Below are 16,613 nucleotides of genomic sequence, written 5' to 3' on the forward strand. Positions count from 1 at the left end.
CTAGCAACCCTCTCCGGCAGCTCGCAACAATCCAATCATCCGTGGTGCAACTTGCTGAATACAATAATCATCTTCCACTCGTTTACGCCCGGCTGCACCCATCTGTTGCCTCAGCACCGCATCTCCCAACAATGCACCCAGTGCATCTACCCACGCTCCATCTGTATCCGCCAAGTATCCATTCTGGCCATTATTAACAATTTCACTGTTAACACCAACTGGTGAAGCCACCACGGGCAAACCACATGCCATGTACTGAATAAGCTTGTAACCGCACTTGCCACGCTCCCAGGGCGAATCAAGCAAGGGCATGACACCGACATCACACTCCCGTATTGACGCCGCTTCTGTTGCCTCAGACCATGGTACACATTCAACATTCACACCTTCGATGGCAAATGTATCCGCTCCGATAACCCGCAGCTTGAAAACAAACTGACGGCTCAACTCCACCAGAGGTTTATACAGGAGCTTTAAATAACGAATGGTGCTGGGTGAACCAACCCAGACAATCTTTAGTAGATCAACCTCATCACTTGAAATATTTTTTGCTGAATACCTATCAAGATCAATCAGGGTTGGAACAATCTCAACTTTCGCCCCTACTTCTCGTGCACGTTGAGCCAAGTAACTATTGCCGGCCACCACGAGTCGTGCATCGGCCATGAGATGATCGATACGATTACTGAAAAAATGCCGCACTACAGGTGATGAGTGCAGATCATAATTATGAAAAATTGCGTCATCATAATCAAGTACGTACGGCACGTCGCTCAAAAACCAGCGCTCGAACCAGGCAGGAAGCCAGGGTAAAGCTTCTTTCTCTATCCAAACCAAATCAAAATAACGCTTTTTAAAGAGCATCAACAGACGTCGAACATAGGATTGCACCAGACTGGAGAAACCGTATCTCTTTTTGCGATAGCGCTCAGCCAATTGATTATCATCAAACAACGGAGCAACAGAACATTCTATCCCTGCCCCCTCAAGCGATGGAACATACAGCAAAAAACGCATCCGTGAAGAGGCGCCAAGCTGACCGTAGCGGGTCAATAATAATATTTTCACGACCGCAGCGCCCGTTTCAGAGTATTAGGCAAATCGCAATACAACATGCGATATGCATTAAATGTATTAAGCACATCACCTCGTGAGCCCCGTAGAAGCGCAAATCCAACGCGGCTTAGTGGTTCCAGCCCAAGTGATATAGCCAGCAGAATCCAAGCCTGCCATGACTTAAAATGCTTGAAGCCGTAAAGCAATCGACTACGCAGTGAATAAAATAGTCGGCGCGCTTTCACTTGATGGGATGTCCCTCCCCCGGCATGAAACGCCTGAGCATCGGCAAGAAAAACGCACCGGAAACCAGCCTGATGAATACGAAAAGATAAATCCAGGTCCTCAAGATATACAAAAAACCGATCGTCAAACCCGCGCAAAGACTCGAATACAGACCGGCGTATCAGGTAGAACGCCCCAATTACGTGATCGACCGTGGCAGTGGTGTCATGTGCCCAATCTTCCATGTGCATATTTAAATGCCCAAAAATGGGGATGCGATTGAAACCTAAAGTATGTGCGACAAAAGTCCCTAACGATGGAAATCGGGCGCAGCTTCGAGCGATGTGATTTAGTTCATCAACCAGCTGAATTCCGACAAGGCCAACATCAGCATTTTCTGGTTCTTGCATGAAGTTCAATGGAACGACTAGCGAATTTTCATGAAGAAGGGTGTCAGGATTCAGAAACAACAGGTATTCAGCGTTCCCTAGCGCGGCTCCTTGATTACACGCCGCTCCGAAACCACAGTTTTCTGCGTTACGAATAATTTGAAGTCTGAAGGGCAAGACACCCAATGCTTCCACAAGCGCTAATGAATCATCAGAAGAATTATTGTCGATAATGATTACCGACGAGATAAGACCGTTATGGTACTGAGCTATACTTGAAACCGCTTCGGAAAGCTGAGATGCTGCATTCCAGTTGACCATTATGACTTGAATACTTTTACCAGCGGTACCCACATCAAACCTCATTTGTTAAGTTAAAACTGTTCACCATCATCACCGGGATAAAAATAATCCACATATAATCAAATTTTCCGATGTAGGGGTTTGTGGCCGTCGCAATTAAAAATGAAAAAAAACCTGCCAGAAAACACAAAGAAAATAAACGGGTTTGATGGTCCAAAGCTGGCAAAAAAATAAACTTCAACTGCCGCCACACCAGATATATAATTCCACTTAGATAAACAAGGAAACAAAGAATACCGTAATGGTAAATTACTGACACATAAAATAATTCATAAGCCCATGGCTGTTCAAACGACCTTGAATAGCTCGCCGCAGCACCGGCTCCCGCACCAATAATTACATTTTGGCTAATTCCTTCCTTCAAAGCTTCATACTGAAACTTCCGTTCAAGATTGCTTTCATTGGATTGAAAGTCAAAGATTGATTGAAAATTATTTAATAGTAAATCTTTATTTTGCAAACCCATCGAAAGAAGAAAAAGAATAAAAGCGATCATTACCGCACATAGGAGCATCAATCTCGGACCTGAAATTTTGGGAACCTGTTTAGGAAAAAATATTTTACCCACGGCTATGATTCCGCAAAATGACAGCATCGATAAACCGAAGGATAAGTAAATTGCACGTCTACCGGTCAGCATAACAATTACAACAGAGCATAAGAATAAAAGTATGTACTTAACATTAAATTTTGAATCAAATAGAAAACCAATAAAAAAAAATGGGAGAAAGAAAATCAGACTGGCTACACTAGGCAGGGTAAATAGAAAATAATCATCACCCTGATCAACGACGGCAATATCCCCGTATAGAGATTTAAAAACACCTCCGTCAAGCCCAAATGAAGACCCTATATAAAGACCTTGCGACAAGATTAAGATAAATCCAAACCACAAAAAGGCTTTTTGTAATTTTGCTGCATCACCCGGCTTCCAAAAAACACCTAACAAAGTAAAGAGCATCGGATAAATTGCCATGACGGTAAGAACTCTGGTGGCACCGGGATTACCCAGACCTTCTCCGTATAAAGACCATATAAAACCAATAAGGGAAAAGATAAATGATATGATTAAAACGGACTTGGACCATCGCATTTGAAAAGGTCTTTTTACCGCAAGAATCAGAAACCCTCCCATGACCAAAGTTAGCAAAACGATTTTTATACCCTGCAGAGTAGCGGGGAAAACAATCGATAACATCAGTATTGCTAGAAGTAAGAGGCGCGAAAACGCTTCAATATTCATATTACTTACCAACAAGCAACGCAAATACTGCTAAATAATTTTTAAAGTATAGGGGATTGTGTAACCATGAGCGGATATAATGTTTTAAAGCATGGGAAGGTTCTTTCCAACCTGCGCAAAAACGACCAGTTGCAAAATAAACCTGTGCTTTTTCTTTTGGAGTTAGTTCAGCAAATCGTGGCAGTTTTTCCATTCGAGAAACATTGAACTCTCTTTGCAGCACCTGTTTTCGAGCATTGTCCTGGCGGGCTGACATCATGGGGTGCAGGCGGTAATCTGCTACAGGGTCAGCATGATATATAAATGGATATTTCTCTGCTAGACGTACCCACAAATCCCAATCAGCAATCTGTATTTTCGTAGGATGGTGGACTCCACCAACTTTATTGATAGCAGCACGGCGAACCATCGCGGAATGTACAGCCATCATATTGCCGCAGCAAAGAGGGTAGAATACATCCCCCTGTTTGTGCTGCAAGGGATATTGTTCCGATTCCAGGTGCGTGCGTTTACCATTCTGATCGCAAAACCAGGTATCTCCGTATACAACTCCAACGTCGGAATTCATGTCTAGAAGGGCAACCTGTATTGCCAGTTTTTCTGGCAAAATCCGGTCATCGGCGTCGAGCAGGACAATATATTCTCCCCTAGAAATGCTGAACGCAGTGTTCCGTGCTGCAGCCCCTCCCGAATTAGCCTGGTGAACCAGTTTAATTCGGGGATCACGATCTATAAAACTCTGAACAATCGTGGCTGTGGCATCAGTGGACCCGTCATCACAGATAACAAGTTCCCAGTCTGCAAAAGTCTGGTCAAGAACACTTTGGATTGTTTCTGCGACATAGAACTCAGCATTGTAGGCTGCTACAAGTATACTTACCCGTGTGGTCATCAATACTTATCCATCAGTTGTTTCTGCTGTGCCACGATTTCCTTGAGAGTCACAGGATTTCGCCAGTCAAATACAGCCTCCTGCAGGTCCGATTCCCGCTTTTTTGCTAATTCTCGTGTGGTACATATAACCTTCGCCGGGATGCCTGCCACAACGGTGCCTGGTGGAACATCCCGGGTTACAACGGCATTAGAGCCAATCACAACATCATCACCAATTATCAGCCCAGGCATAATAACCGCCCCGTAACCTATAAAAACCCTATTCCCTATTTTCACTGGTTTAAATACATACTTACCCGTAGTTGGCAACAAGGATGCATCATGAGTAAGGACAACGGATTTAGGGGCAAAAACACAGTATTCTCCAATTTCTATTAGCTGTGGACAAATCCCGTCAAGATTTTCAAAATTATAGCTTGTGCCGACCCCTATTTTGAGATTTTGATATCTATTATATTTTGATTCCTCAATCTTCTTTCGAAATTTATCTATGACTTTAAGCACTAGATTAAGCAAAGCGTCCTCCCGCAAACTTTATATTTTTCATGATTTCACGAAAAAAGCTCTGATTTCTTAAGATTAGGAAACAGGCAAACAGATAAGTGGAAAGAAACAAGGGGATGATAATTGCAACCCTAAGCAATGAGCTCCAGTCCATGAATATAGTGAAGAAAGGCATTATTATTGAAAGCATAACAAAGAGGTAAAATCCCGGCATACTAAACTGAGGACAACATTTTTTTATAAAAGGAAGTACTTCATAAAAAATAACTGACATTGCGAAGATGCTCCCTGCACAATAGGAAGCCGCTATACCTATGATTCCATTATATGAGCCGAGCCAAACACCAAGAACTATGCTCAAAGCTAAGCCTGCTGCAAAAGCAGCGGTGCCATGCATGGTTTTGTTCCGGACTACAGTAGAGAGATTTGCCAGCCGAGCGACCCCATAAGCAGTTTGTGCTGCACAAACGCACGCAACGAAGGCAAAACCTGCAAAAAGATCAGCACGCGCCACCAGCTTCATCAGGATCCAAGTACTTGCGGTCAAGACAAAACCGACACTAGATGTTGATATCAGCAATATTGTGAGCCCGGAAAGCAGAGACTTGATTGCATTTTCATCACGTCCACCATTTTCCGACATGTATGGGAAAAAGATGGAACAGACTGGATTAATCAACTGCCCTGAAAGTATTGCGATTGAAAAGGTGGCCGCGTAGGAAGCCAAAGCTTTTAGATCCAGTTGTTGTATAACCAGAAAACGACCATAGTTGTTAAGGCCCCAAATCATGATGAAGCTGAAAAACAGAGGCCATGCCACAGACCAATTGGAGCGAATCCATCCCCGGCTCTGACTAAGCTGGGCTCTCGTGAATGAAATTGCAGTTTTGTATCGCCAGCCTGCCTTCCAAAGCAACAGCTCAAAAAGAATTGCAAACATAGCGACGTAAAGTATGTTTTTCAGCCAGAATCCCAGTATCAATGAAAAAAGCTGAAACAACTGTTGAATAATCTGGAGGCGGGAATACGCCGTGAAACTACGTTCAGCCTGAAAACACAACAGTGTAAGTTGATTACCGGATAAAGCCAGAACGTACACAAGAAACAATCCCACCATCAAATAAGCTTCCTCACCCCAAATCCATTGAGAAAAGGTCATCGGAGACAGAAAAGCGCAAACAGATAAAAGTAAAAGATTTAAGAGCATTAAATGTGCGAGGCCATTGAAAACTAGCCGATGATCCTGTGGCCTGTTTACCAGTGATGTAACCAGAGGGGCATCAAAGTTTACCGCAATGAACTGAACTGCAAACATTGAGACTACAAAAAATTGGGCGAGCATGGCGTAATCATGGTCGCCGAATTGAACCATGATTTTCAGGGCAACAAAGCCCTTAATCATCGTAAAGAGCATCACGCCCATCTGACTGGTTAGTGCCTTTGCTTTCAATTATATTCTTTCCGACGAATGAGCAATCTTCGCACACAACCTCTCTTTGACTCTAAGTCTCGAAAATCCCCAAGACTCAATTGCAATCAGTATCCTGGTAAACCTGTTCCCTTACACTGCTAACGACCATGATAGCTAGCTCTGACGTGGTAGTAGGTTGGAGATTTAATTGTAATGATCATTAACCCTCCGCCCTTTTCTCCCGCTCAGCCATCTTCAAATCTTCATCAGTCATCATATTCACCAACTGCTCAAAACTTGTCTTAATCTCCCAGCCCAGCTCGCGCCTGGCCTTTGACGGGTCACCCAGCAGCAGATCCACCTCGGCCGGACGGAAATATTTGGGATCGATCTGGATCACCACGTTACCGGTGGTGGTATCGATACCTTTTTCGCCTTCACCCTCCCCTTCCCATTTCAGCGGCATGCCGAGACGGGCAAAGACCTTTTCTGCAAAGGTGCGAACCATGTAGGTCTCGCCGGTGGCGATGACGTAATCGTCTGCCTTCTCCTGCTGCAGCATCAGCCACATTGCTTCCACGTAATCCCCTGCAAACCCCCAGTCGCGCTTGGCGTCCAGGTTACCCAGGTAGAGACAGTTCTGGATACCCAGCTTGATCCGTGCAGCAGCACGGGTAATTTTGCGCGTAACGAAAGTCTCGCCGCGGCGGGGCGATTCATGGTTGAAGAGGATGCCGTTACAGGCATACATGTTGTAGCTTTCGCGGTAGTTCTGGGTGATGTAGAAGGCATAGGCCTTGGCGCAGGCATAGGGGGAGCGGGGATAAAAAGGAGTGGTCTCCTTCTGGGGTGTTTCAACTACTTTGCCATATAGCTCGGAAGAGGAGGCCTGATAGAATTTTGTGTTGAGGCCGGTCTCGCGGATCCCCTCCAGGATGCGCACGGCACCCAGGGCATCAACTTCGCCCGTATACTCCGGCACATCGAAGGAAACGCGCACATGGCTCTGGGCGCCCAGGTTGTAAATCTCTTCCGGTTGAATGTTGCGCAACAGAGTGTTGATTGAGCTTGCATCGTTCAGGTCACCGTAGTGCAGGAACAGGCGGACGTCTTTTTCATGGGGATCGCGGTAAATGTGGTTGATACGTCCGGTATTGAAGGAAGAGGAGCGGCGGATCATGCCATGAACTTCGTAACCCTTGGCAAGCAGCAATTCAGCTAAATAGGAACCATCCTGACCGGTGATACCGGTGATGAGTGCTTTTTTCATGTAGACGCTCCAGCATGAGATTTGGCCTTTTGAAAGACTGAAAAAATTATCATAAAAAAGGTAAAAAATCTTTAAAAACCTGCATTAATTCCCAGGTGGAACCTGCAGAAGGCCTCACACGCATACCCGTTGAGGCCTTCTCTGTCTTGAAACAGCACCATGAGGAGGGGGCGCTACCCCCTGGACTGATAGCGTTCATGCCAGAGCCTGGCTGAATCAATATCCTGCATCACACCCTTGACATCGGCAGGAATGCCGCTCTGCACAAAGCGGCCGGTCAGCTTGATGCCGGGGGCGAGTTCTCCGCAGGCATAGAGCTTCCAGATCTCCCTGCCGTAGTCGGTGGTAAGCACATCGGGGGCAAAACGACCGAAGTAGGCGGTCATGTTTTCCACATCCCGCAGCAGAAGTTTGCTCGCATTGTTATTTCCCGCTGCGTCAATTGCCTGGGGCAAATCAATAATGACCAGTCCGTCGCTGCCTGCAAGCACATTGTACTCGGAGAGATCACCATGCACGAGGCCGGCGCAAAGCATGAGCACAATCTGATTGATCATTGCCTTGTGGTACTCTCTCGCCTGCTCCTCCGTTAGGCGAATATCATTGAGCCGTGGCGCAACATCACCATTGGCATCAACCACCAGCTCCATCAGCAGCACTCCGTCGATATAGCTGTAGATCTTCGGCACACGCACGTCAGCATCGGCAAGTCGCTGCAGGGCTACCACTTCGGCATTATGCCAGGCACCTTCCTGTTCCTTGCGGCCATAACGGGAATTCTTCTCCATGGCGCGCGCCTGGCGGCTGTTCCTGACCTTGCGCCCTTCCTGGTACTGGGCCTGATGGCTGAAGCTGCGCTTGCCTGCTTCCTTGTACACCTTGGCACAGCGAACCTCTCCCTTGGAAAGCACCACATAGACCTCGGCTTCCTTGCCGCTCATGAGCTGACAGACCACCTCGTCAACAAGTCCATTCTGTACCGATGTTTCAAGACTCTTGGGAATTTTCATATGTTCTCACTATCACAAAATTATATTGAGGGCTCACAACTCACTTGGGCTGCTGTTTCCGTCGGAATTGCCGTTTCAGGCTCTTCAAAACTGATTCGTCCAACCTTCCCTGCCCGAAGCTCCCGCAGAAAAGCTTCTGCCGCCCTGTGCAGGTCAACCACCCCTCCACTGGCCAGGCAACCGAGACAGCGGCCGATTGCTTCTATGACTTCGTAGGGTTCTTCAGACAGTTCGGAGAGCTTGTATCGCGCTTTGAGCAGCTCGGGATAACGTCGCACCATGAATTCTGCAGCGAAAAGGCCGACGTTTGTGTAGTCAAGAGCGTTGGCACCAATGGCGCCGCTGGTTGCCAGGCGATAAGCCCCCCCTTGATCGCTCATTTCCGGCCAGAGCAGCCCGGGTGTGTCGAAAAGGTGGATGCCGTTACGCAGGTCAATCTGCTGAGCGCGGACGGTAATGGCCGGCTTGTCGCCGACCTTGGCCATACACTTGCCTGCCAGAGTGTTAATCAAGGTGGACTTTCCCACATTGGGAATGCCGACCACCATGGCACGCACCGGATATCCGGGATTGCCCCGCTTTGGAACCAGATGTTTGCAAAGCTTGATCAACTGCTTCACCTCGGCGAGCTGTTTTGCCGACAGCGGCAGAGCGCGAATACCGGAAACAGTTTGAAAACTGCGGACCCAAGCGGTAGTGACGGCAGGATCAGCCAGATCATGTTTGTTCAACACCTTTATGCAGGGCTTGTTGCGGCGCAGTTCTTCCAGCAGGTGATTCGAGCTGGAGAAGGGGAGGCGGGCGTCAAGGACTTCTATAATCACATCGGTTCTGCGAATCAGTTCCGAAATTTCCTCATGGGCCTTGCTCATGTGGCCGGGGTACCATCTAATCGTCATGTAGGTCTTTTCCTCTGTAATCTAACAATTGCTACTGTAGGTCATAGAATAGCATAGGCACATATAAAACAATGAGGTTTATATGCTGGATGCAACTGAAGGTGGTGGTGCCTTTTCTCTGAAAATTATTGTACTTAATATTTCATTGTGAAATTTGAAAGGGCGCAAAGCTGTACTAACCAAATGAAAAGGAATATTTTTCCGTGTGCTACGTTTCCGTGAGATTAAAGAGTGCATCAATTGAAAACACTGTGCAAATATTTTGTTGAATTTTCTAATGTATTTAAGCTAAAGATACTTCCGCCATTCCCTTTATATTTGAAGGCAGCAGGCCACGTAACTTGGGTACCTACATCCCCTGCATTCCTCGCAATTTTCCCCCAAGTTAGCCACAACTAACACTACCGCTGCTGCGCATTCTTTAACCGTCCATCAGCAATCACTTTTTAGCAGAAACATGACCAACAATCCACATTGCTTATCTGTGTCGAACATAATTACTTCTCCGCTTTTTGCTGACCTGCAGTAATCACATAAGGAGGTTGTATGCGGATTAACTGTCACGCCCATATTTTCAATGCCACATCGGTCTTCACCGGTGAAACCCTGGATATTCTTCTTCGAAGGATTAGTGAGCTGGAAATCCCAGACCTGATCAAAAACGAACTTGTCAAGCAGTTGAACAGCCTTTTCAAAAAGGGTGGCAACTACGTTGACGAGGAAACCCTTTTCCGCAGTGTAATCAAAAAGGTCTCCACTTCGGTGGAGTTCAAGAAGATGTTGAAGAACCTCTCTTCCGGTGACAACCTGAAGCTTCAGTTGGAAGGGGGGGCGCTCCTGGAGGATTATGCTGTCGATGGACTGGTAACGCTCATGGGGCAAATCGGTGAAACACTTGGTCAGGATGAAAGTGATGCTTCAAAAGCAGACATCATGGATGCTCTTTCTTTTCTGCGTATCGCCCTGCAACCGAGCATCCGACACGTGACCGACCTCCTCATGCAGCAGTTGACCCTGAAAGACGGGGTTGTAGCGCTGGCGATGGATATCACCCAAAACGGAGAGAATGCGAAACTGTTTGAGAAGCAGCTTGCCGACATCTCGGCGCAGGTTTTGGCTTATCCTGGCCGAATTTTCCCGTTTGTTGCAGTCAACACACGACGTCCAGGTCATTTCGCCATCATGGAAACGGCGCTCAATGGCAGGGGATTTGTGGGGGTAAAACTTTATCCGTCACTAGGGTATGCCATCGACAGTGAAGAGATGTTCAAGGTGTATGCCTACTGTGAAAGCCGCGCCATCCCCCTTCTGATGCACTGCAGTGAAGGTGGCTTTTATTCTGCTCCGGAGACGCGGTTGAATTCAGACCCCTCACTCTGGAAACCGATCCTGGAGAAACATCCACAGTTAAAGATCTGCTTCGCACACTTCGGCGGAGCCAGCCACCTTACTTCAGGCACAATCCCTACCCCGTGCTGGACCCGTACAATTCTCGACCTGATGAAGTCATTTGATGGGGTCTATGCCGATATTGCCTACCACAGTGAACCAATGTCTGGTGGAGATGCGGGAGAAAATTATTTCAATAACCTTGCTCAACTGCTGCAAGAGGACAGCTTCCGTAGACGGATCCTTTTCGGAACTGATTTCTTCTTCTCGCGACAACGTCTCACTGAAAAAAACTACTGGAAATACTTTCAGAAACACCTCACGGAAAACGATTTCCTGCAGATCACGGAGATAAACCCGGCCACCTTTCTGGGTCTCCCGGACTCTGGGCAGAAGGCGGGTCTCGCCATCGAAAACTACATCAGATTCATATACCAGCAGCGAGATTCGCTCCTTTCCGAAGCGCCAGACTGGCTGAAAGGTTCAATCAAAGATCTTTACGGTCCGACGACAGTGCTGCCGAAGCCATCTCTGGGGCCGAAATGGAGCTGGAACAACAAGGTTCACGCTTACCTGTACATGTTTCTTGCCGAAGGGCAACTCAGTGACGTTCAGAAAAAACGGAGCTTTGACGCCGTAGGACTATTCAAACTGCGGGACATGGCTTATTGGAACAAGGGCTTTGAAGCAAAGGAAATATGGGATCAGAAGTTGAAGGCGATGGGAGAAAACCTGGATACTTTCTTCGGCGCTAACGGTGGAAATTACGAGCAGAGCCAGGATACGAAGAAAGCGATGAATAGCCTGGTGGGACTTTTCGATGACGGCTCGAAGTATATTCATGAGGTCGGGGAGGTGTGCGATGCCATTTACCGTTTCTAGCATGAGGAGGGAGAACGCCAGCAAAAGGTTGACAACCTTCTTCCTTACGCTGTTGTCGGTCTGTATGATCGCAAACGGCGCTTTGGCTGACGATGCAGTGAAATTTGAGCACAAGCTGAGCCCGGGCGTGCTCACTGCCCATGGCGACTGGACTGTTGCGGCAGATTACAGGTTGGGAATTTCCACGGAGCTCTGGTCGCAGCCGACAGGAGCGTCCTTCCGCAAGCACCTCGCAGCCCATGTCTCGACCAAAGGTGCCATGGCCGTGGACCCGGATTTGAATACGACACCACTGACAGCAGATGCAGGACTTACGACTTCCATCAACCTCTATCGCCCATCAAAGGTTATTCCGGGAGAACAGCCGGGAGAGTTCCGTACCCTGGAAGAGGGCTTCAACTACGGCCGACTAAGCCTCAGCCTGCTGGGTGGCTATGAAACCGATCAGCGGCTTGACAACCGGAACTTCACCGGCGGAGTGGAACTGGGCTATGTGCTGACCGAGAACCAGAGATTCAAGGCAATTGTTCCTTCCATTTTTATTGGCTATGACTTCGTTAGGGTTGATCATTCCAGATTGCAGCGCTCGCTTGGTGTCAACGACGAAGATTCCGGCCGGCTTCGGCTGTTCGGGTCCTGGAAATTCCCGGTCGGCCAATGGCTCCCCGGGCCGTTCGATCCACTGAATGCTCACCTCGACATCCGTTATTACCTGAGTAGCGGCACACCGGATGTCATTCGGGCGCTGGACAAGGACGATGCTCTCTACATCGCAGGCGCACTTAGCTACAGCTTTGAAAAGCCTCTGCTAGGGTTTGTGAATGCAGCATTCATAAGGGTGGCCGAGGGGCGGATTCCGCCGGTGATCAATGATGTGACTACAGTAACAGTGGGCTTGACGGTGTGGGAACGATAACTGCCGGAGAATCACGACAAGAAAAGTGCCCTGCCGGGATGGTAACAAAAACTACGCAACCGCTTTCAATTTTCTGCCACCGTCCAATTGCCGCACCTTTGCTCCCGGCACTTCGCAGTCAAACAGAATTCTCTATTATTTTCTCGTAGCAGATCGTGCCGCCTGAAACAACAACCACACAAGGAGAAACACACATGAATGTAATTGGAATCAACGGCAGTCCGCGGAAACAATGGAACACAGCCACACTGGTGGCCAAGGCCCTGGAAGGTGCCGCAGCACAAGGTGCCACAACGGAATTGTTTCATCTTTACGATCTGAACTTCAAGGGATGCACGAGCTGTTTCGGCTGCAAAATCCGGGGGGGCAAAAGTTACGGCAAATGTGTAATGAACGACGATCTGGCGCCGGTGCTGGAAAAAATCGCTGCAGCCGACGCCCTCGTCATCGGTTCGCCGATCTACTTCGGCACAGTAACCGGAGAGACGCGCAGCTTTCTTGAGCGCCTGCTGTTTCAGTACCTTACCTATACGGTACCCTATGGCACCCTATGCCCAAAGCAGATCAAGACCGGATTCATCTACACCATGAATGTTCCGGAAGAGCGGAGCAAGGAATTCGGATACGAACAGATCTACAAGACCAACGAGCGCTATATGCAACTGCTCCTTGGCTCTGCAGAGTCGCTGTGCGCCTATGACACCTGCCAGGTGGACGATTATTCAAAGGTAGTGATCGAAAGTTTCGACCCGATTCACAAGGCTAAACGCCGTGCTGAGGTGCTACCTTTGGAATGCCAACGGGCCTTCGAGCTGGGACAGCGGCTGGCAGGAGCCGAGAGTGTCGCGGCGTAGCTGCATACTGAAAAGCCCGCTTTTGGCGGGTCAGGCTGCTGATAAACCCCGTCTATTCAGGCGGGGTTTTCTATTCCTGCCCCTTGAGCATTACAGGCCGGTTGCGCGACGAACAGACCGTTTCACACGTCCGGCACCCGGTGCATTTGTTGTAATCCACCCGAACCATTTTAAGGGCGAGATCTCCCGCAAGCGCCCAGGCTGCCGAATGGACCCCGAACTGCCCAAACCGCAAGAGAGCGCCGCCTCCGATCCCGACCCCCTTGAGAAATTTCCTGCGGGTGAGGGTTGTACCTCCGTTAGTTCCGCAAGGTTCCATATTTTCTTTGTCCATGTCAGCCTCCGTTGGAGCCGTCGTTTCTTATGGTTTTTCGTTGATTACATCGTGCGGATTATTCAAGGACCGGTAGACCGATTCTGCCAAATTATTGCCTGATCGTACGAGATGCTGCTTGTTCAGCAACTGTTCAGCCACCAAATGTGTTGCTATATTTTCCTGTTTACGTAAAACACATTTTACAATTTATTAAGGATTCCAAAATGGACAGCTTTTTCAGGGGAACAGCAGAGATTGATCGAGTCAGATCCGTAACGCTAATGCGATCCACCCTCTATTGATCGGAAGCATTGTCATAAAAAAGCCGGCCGCTGAGAAGTCACCCCAATGAGGTTGGCGAGGCATAGAGTTAGGTATGAATGATGCAAAGACTATCACAGAGCAGTTGCTGACCGGGCCGGCGACAACAGATGTACTGGACGACCTGGCGACGCTCCGGCTCGACATCTTCCGGGAATATCCCTATCTATACCAGGGTCGTCGGAAAGATGAGCTCAATTACCTGGCCACCTATGCCAAGGCACCCGATGCTTGTGTCATTCTCGCCTATGATGGATCTGCCATTATCGGGGCGGCCACCGGTATGCCGCTTATTCATGAAGACGCGCAGGTGCTTGACGCCTTTGCCGGGACGACAGCTCCGCTCGAAGAGATGTATTATGTCGGAGAGCTGCTCTTTCGAGCGGCCTACCGCAATGGTGGACTGGGCCAGAAGCTGCTTGCCCGACTGGAAAGCCACATCCGTTCTCTCGGCTGCTACCGCACGCTCACCAGCGCCACGATTGAGCGCCCCGATGATCACCCCCTGCGCCCGAGTGGCTACATCCCCCTCACAAGATTTCTTTCCCGCACCGGTTTTGTCCGGCTCCCCGGTGTAACCACCCACTTCACGTGGCTAGAGATCGATGGTGTCAAACGGGACCACTCCATGCAATTCTGGAGCAAGAAGTTGATTTGATCGCGCCTTTGAGCTGACGAAAAAGGGGACCGGCTACTTTTCGCCCGTCCCCTTTTTTGGTACTTCGCTTTGCCCGAATCCGCGTCAGGAGATATTCATTCTTTCCCGCCAGCTTCATGATGGAATCAGGTTACCCTGCAACCTTTTTCCCATCCCACCATCACTTTCGGTCACTGACAGCGCTGAGCCCGCTACAGTTCCAGAAACAACTCCGCTTGCATGAAGCAAGACGACTGATGCTGGCAGAACGGATGGATGCCGCTAATGCAGCCTTTTCAGGTTGGCTACGAAAGTCCATCCCAGTTTAATCGTGAGTACAACCGCATGTTCGGTGCACCGCCGTTACGGGATGTGACTAACTTGCGGCAACTGGCGGCAGTGGAAAGGGGATAGGAGGATCGGGGCGGAGAGATCTGGAAAACAACCTATGAGGTTTTACGGTCCAGGCTCCGGTACTGGATCGCCTCGGCGATATGCTGTTCACGGATGGCATCGCTGCCGTCGAGGTCGGCAATGGTGCGCGCCACCTTGAGGATGCGGTTGTAAGTACGGGCGGAGAAGCCGAGGCGGTCGGTGACCAGCTCAAGCATTCGGTTTCCGGCAGCGTCGAGCTCACAATGTTTTTTGATAAAACGAGGGGTCATCTGGGAGTTGCAATGGATCTTGGTGCCTTTATAACGTTCCAGCTGCAACTCCCGTGAATGCTCCACCCGCCGGGCAATTGCAGCGGAACTTTCCGCCTCGCTCCGGTCAACCAGTTCGCGATACTTGACCGCCGGCACCTCGATGTGAATGTCGATACGGTCCAAAAGCGGCCCGGAAATGCGCGAGCGGTAACGGTGGATGGAGATGGGGGTACAGCTGCAAGGATGGATCGGGTCTGCCAGGTAGCCGCAAGGACAGGGATTCATGGCCGCCACGAGCATCACCCGTGCGGGGTAAGTCAGGGAAAGCAGTGAGCGGGAGATGGTGACCCGGCCATCTTCCAGCGGCTGGCGCAGGACTTCGAGCACGTTCTTTTTGAATTCGGGCAACTCATCAAGAAACAGCACGCCGTTGTGGGCCAAGGAAACCTCTCCCGGCTTGGGAGTAGTGCCACCGCCGATGAGACCGACATCCGAAATCGTGTGGTGGGGGGAGCGAAAGGGGCGCACCGCCAGCAAGGCCCGCTCTTTGTCAAGCATCCCGCTGACGCTGAAGATTTTGGTGGTTTCAATCGCTTCTTCAAACGACATGCGCGGCAGGATGGTGGGAATGCGGCGGGCAATCATGGTTTTTCCGGAGCCGGGCGGACCGATCATCAAGAGATTATGAGATCCGGCCGCAGCCACTTCCAGGGCACGTTTGGCGTGTTCCTGCCCCTTTACCTCGCTGAAATCCTCGCCGTATTCGCAGCTGCTGGCAAAGAGCTCTTCCAGATCGACGCAGCAGGAGTCTATCCCTTCCCGGCCGGAGAGGAAGTCCACTACCTGGGACAGAGTGGTGGCGCCGATGATCTCGAGCCCCTCAACGACTGCTGCTTCGGGGGCGTTTTCTGCAGGAAGGATGATGCCTTTCAATCCCGCCCGTTTTGCGGCCACCGCCATGGAAAGGGCGCCGCGAATCGCTTTCAATCCACCATCCAGGGAAAGCTCGCCCAGCAGGCTGTACTCCTGGAGCAAGGCGGTTTTAACCACTCCGGTAGCCGCCAATATCCCGATGGAGATAGGCAGATCATAGGCGGCACCTTCCTTTTTGATGTCCGCCGGTGCCAGATTGGCAGTAATCCGCCGTGCCGGAAAGTCGTAGCCAGAATTTTTGAGCGCTGCCCTCACCCGGTCCTTGCTCTCTTTGACAGCACCGTCCGGCAGACCCACGGTGGCAAAAGCCGGCAAGCCTGGGGCCAGGTCAACTTCCACATCCACCAGGATGGCATCAATCCCGATCAGGGCACTGCTGAGCACTTTTGCGAGCATCAAGGTCTCCCTTGAAACGAGAATTTTTTCGTCGTTGATAGGCGGGAAAAGCTGCGCT

The 16,613-nt window shown here is 49.5% G+C and carries 15 protein-coding genes and 1 pseudogene; 5 read left to right on the forward strand and 11 right to left on the reverse strand.

Annotated features, from left to right (window positions below; genetic code table 11):
* From KJB30_RS18345 to ylqF, 9 genes are all read right to left on the reverse strand, one after another.
* The gene (locus KJB30_RS18345; RefSeq protein WP_214296323.1) at window positions 1–1,068 is read right to left on the reverse strand and encodes a glycosyltransferase family 4 protein; all 1,068 of its coding nucleotides are present in this window, start codon (window positions 1,066–1,068) and stop codon (window positions 1–3) included.
* Window positions 1,065–2,024 carry a glycosyltransferase family 2 protein gene (locus KJB30_RS02295; RefSeq protein WP_214296324.1) on the reverse strand — a complete coding sequence of 320 codons (960 nt, stop codon included), beginning with the start codon at window positions 2,022–2,024 and terminating at the stop codon, window positions 1,065–1,067. The genes KJB30_RS18345 and KJB30_RS02295 overlap by 4 nt, the downstream gene beginning before the upstream one ends.
* Window position 2,025: 1 nt before the next feature.
* Window positions 2,026–3,276, reverse strand: a complete 1,251-nt coding sequence (locus KJB30_RS02300) for an O-antigen ligase family protein (RefSeq protein WP_214296325.1) — start codon at window positions 3,274–3,276, stop codon at window positions 2,026–2,028.
* Between the two features lies 1 nt (window position 3,277).
* Window positions 3,278–4,168, reverse strand: coding sequence for a glycosyltransferase family 2 protein (locus KJB30_RS02305; protein ID WP_214296326.1), 891 nt, complete (start codon window positions 4,166–4,168; stop codon window positions 3,278–3,280).
* Entirely contained in the window at window positions 4,168–4,686 is a 519-nt protein-coding gene (locus tag KJB30_RS18195; protein WP_281415430.1) for an acyltransferase, read from the reverse strand. Before KJB30_RS18195 ends, KJB30_RS02305 begins: the two co-directional genes overlap by 1 nt.
* Window positions 4,679–6,124, reverse strand: a complete 1,446-nt coding sequence (locus tag KJB30_RS02315; protein ID WP_214296328.1) for a lipopolysaccharide biosynthesis protein — start codon at window positions 6,122–6,124, stop codon at window positions 4,679–4,681. Before KJB30_RS02315 ends, KJB30_RS18195 begins: the two co-directional genes overlap by 8 nt.
* 181 nt (window positions 6,125–6,305) lie before the next feature.
* Window positions 6,306–7,355: a GDP-mannose 4,6-dehydratase gene (gene gmd / locus KJB30_RS02320; protein WP_214296329.1), complete on the reverse strand. Its 1,050-nt coding sequence runs from the start codon at window positions 7,353–7,355 to the stop codon at window positions 6,306–6,308.
* Window positions 7,356–7,528: 173 nt separating this feature from the next.
* Complete coding sequence (locus KJB30_RS02325; RefSeq protein ID WP_214296330.1) at window positions 7,529–8,365, reverse strand: PA4780 family RIO1-like protein kinase; 837 nt, start codon at window positions 8,363–8,365, stop codon at window positions 7,529–7,531.
* A gap of 20 nt (window positions 8,366–8,385) precedes the next feature.
* Entirely contained in the window at window positions 8,386–9,264 is an 879-nt protein-coding gene (gene ylqF, locus KJB30_RS02330; RefSeq protein WP_214296331.1) for a ribosome biogenesis GTPase YlqF, read from the reverse strand.
* A 546-nt stretch (window positions 9,265–9,810) separates the two neighbouring features.
* On the opposite strand from ylqF, the gene KJB30_RS02335 reads away from it, so the two are divergent.
* The 3 genes from KJB30_RS02335 to KJB30_RS02345 all read left to right on the forward strand — a co-directional run bounded on the left by KJB30_RS02335 (window position 9,811) and on the right by KJB30_RS02345 (window position 13,305).
* Window positions 9,811–11,535, forward strand: coding sequence for an amidohydrolase family protein (locus KJB30_RS02335; protein ID WP_214296332.1), 1,725 nt, complete (start codon window positions 9,811–9,813; stop codon window positions 11,533–11,535).
* Window positions 11,516–12,451, forward strand: coding sequence for a hypothetical protein (locus tag KJB30_RS02340; protein ID WP_214296333.1), 936 nt, complete (start codon window positions 11,516–11,518; stop codon window positions 12,449–12,451). Before KJB30_RS02335 ends, KJB30_RS02340 begins: the two co-directional genes overlap by 20 nt.
* A 194-nt stretch (window positions 12,452–12,645) precedes the next feature.
* The gene (locus KJB30_RS02345) at window positions 12,646–13,305 is read left to right on the forward strand and encodes a flavodoxin family protein (RefSeq protein ID WP_214296334.1); all 660 of its coding nucleotides are present in this window, start codon (window positions 12,646–12,648) and stop codon (window positions 13,303–13,305) included.
* A gap of 70 nt (window positions 13,306–13,375) precedes the next feature.
* On the opposite strand, the gene KJB30_RS02350 is transcribed toward KJB30_RS02345, so the two are convergent.
* On the reverse strand, window positions 13,376–13,639 hold the full coding sequence (locus tag KJB30_RS02350; protein WP_214296335.1) for a twin-arginine translocation signal domain-containing protein: 264 nt from the start codon (window positions 13,637–13,639) through the stop codon (window positions 13,376–13,378).
* 358 nt (window positions 13,640–13,997) lie between these two features.
* Here KJB30_RS02350 and KJB30_RS02355 point away from each other — a divergent pair, with 358 nt between their 5' ends.
* Window positions 13,998–14,600, forward strand: a complete 603-nt coding sequence (locus KJB30_RS02355; protein WP_214296336.1) for a GNAT family N-acetyltransferase — start codon at window positions 13,998–14,000, stop codon at window positions 14,598–14,600.
* Window positions 14,601–14,755: 155 nt separating this feature from the next.
* Window positions 14,756–14,993: pseudogene (locus tag KJB30_RS02360) on the forward strand (helix-turn-helix domain-containing protein); the annotation flags it as partial.
* 32 nt (window positions 14,994–15,025) lie between these two features.
* Here KJB30_RS02360 and KJB30_RS02365 read toward each other — a convergent pair.
* Window positions 15,026–16,555, reverse strand: a complete 1,530-nt coding sequence (locus KJB30_RS02365; RefSeq protein WP_214296337.1) for a YifB family Mg chelatase-like AAA ATPase — start codon at window positions 16,553–16,555, stop codon at window positions 15,026–15,028.
* Window positions 16,556–16,613: the final 58 nt, after the last annotated feature.

This window comes from Pelotalea chapellei, from assembly GCF_018531195.1.
Classification (GTDB): domain Bacteria; phylum Desulfobacterota; class Desulfuromonadia; order Geobacterales; family Pseudopelobacteraceae; genus Pelotalea; species Pelotalea chapellei.

Coding starts and splice junctions, on each gene's coding strand:
- KJB30_RS02325 (WP_214296330.1), bottom strand. CDS start 8,365: ATGAAAATTCCCAAGAGTCTTGAAACATCGGTACAGAATGGACTTGTT.
- KJB30_RS02305 (WP_214296326.1), bottom strand. CDS start 4,168: ATGACCACACGGGTAAGTATACTTGTAGCAGCCTACAATGCTGAGTTC.
- KJB30_RS02355 (WP_214296336.1), top strand. CDS start 13,998: ATGAATGATGCAAAGACTATCACAGAGCAGTTGCTGACCGGGCCGGCG.
- KJB30_RS02350 (WP_214296335.1), bottom strand. CDS start 13,639: ATGGACAAAGAAAATATGGAACCTTGCGGAACTAACGGAGGTACAACC.
- KJB30_RS02365 (WP_214296337.1), bottom strand. CDS start 16,555: ATGCTCGCAAAAGTGCTCAGCAGTGCCCTGATCGGGATTGATGCCATC.
- ylqF (WP_214296331.1), bottom strand. CDS start 9,264: ATGACGATTAGATGGTACCCCGGCCACATGAGCAAGGCCCATGAGGAA.
- KJB30_RS02335 (WP_214296332.1), top strand. CDS start 9,811: ATGCGGATTAACTGTCACGCCCATATTTTCAATGCCACATCGGTCTTC.
- gmd (WP_214296329.1), bottom strand. CDS start 7,355: ATGAAAAAAGCACTCATCACCGGTATCACCGGTCAGGATGGTTCCTAT.
- KJB30_RS02340 (WP_214296333.1), top strand. CDS start 11,516: ATGCCATTTACCGTTTCTAGCATGAGGAGGGAGAACGCCAGCAAAAGG.
- KJB30_RS02300 (WP_214296325.1), bottom strand. CDS start 3,276: ATGAATATTGAAGCGTTTTCGCGCCTCTTACTTCTAGCAATACTGATG.
- KJB30_RS02345 (WP_214296334.1), top strand. CDS start 12,646: ATGAATGTAATTGGAATCAACGGCAGTCCGCGGAAACAATGGAACACA.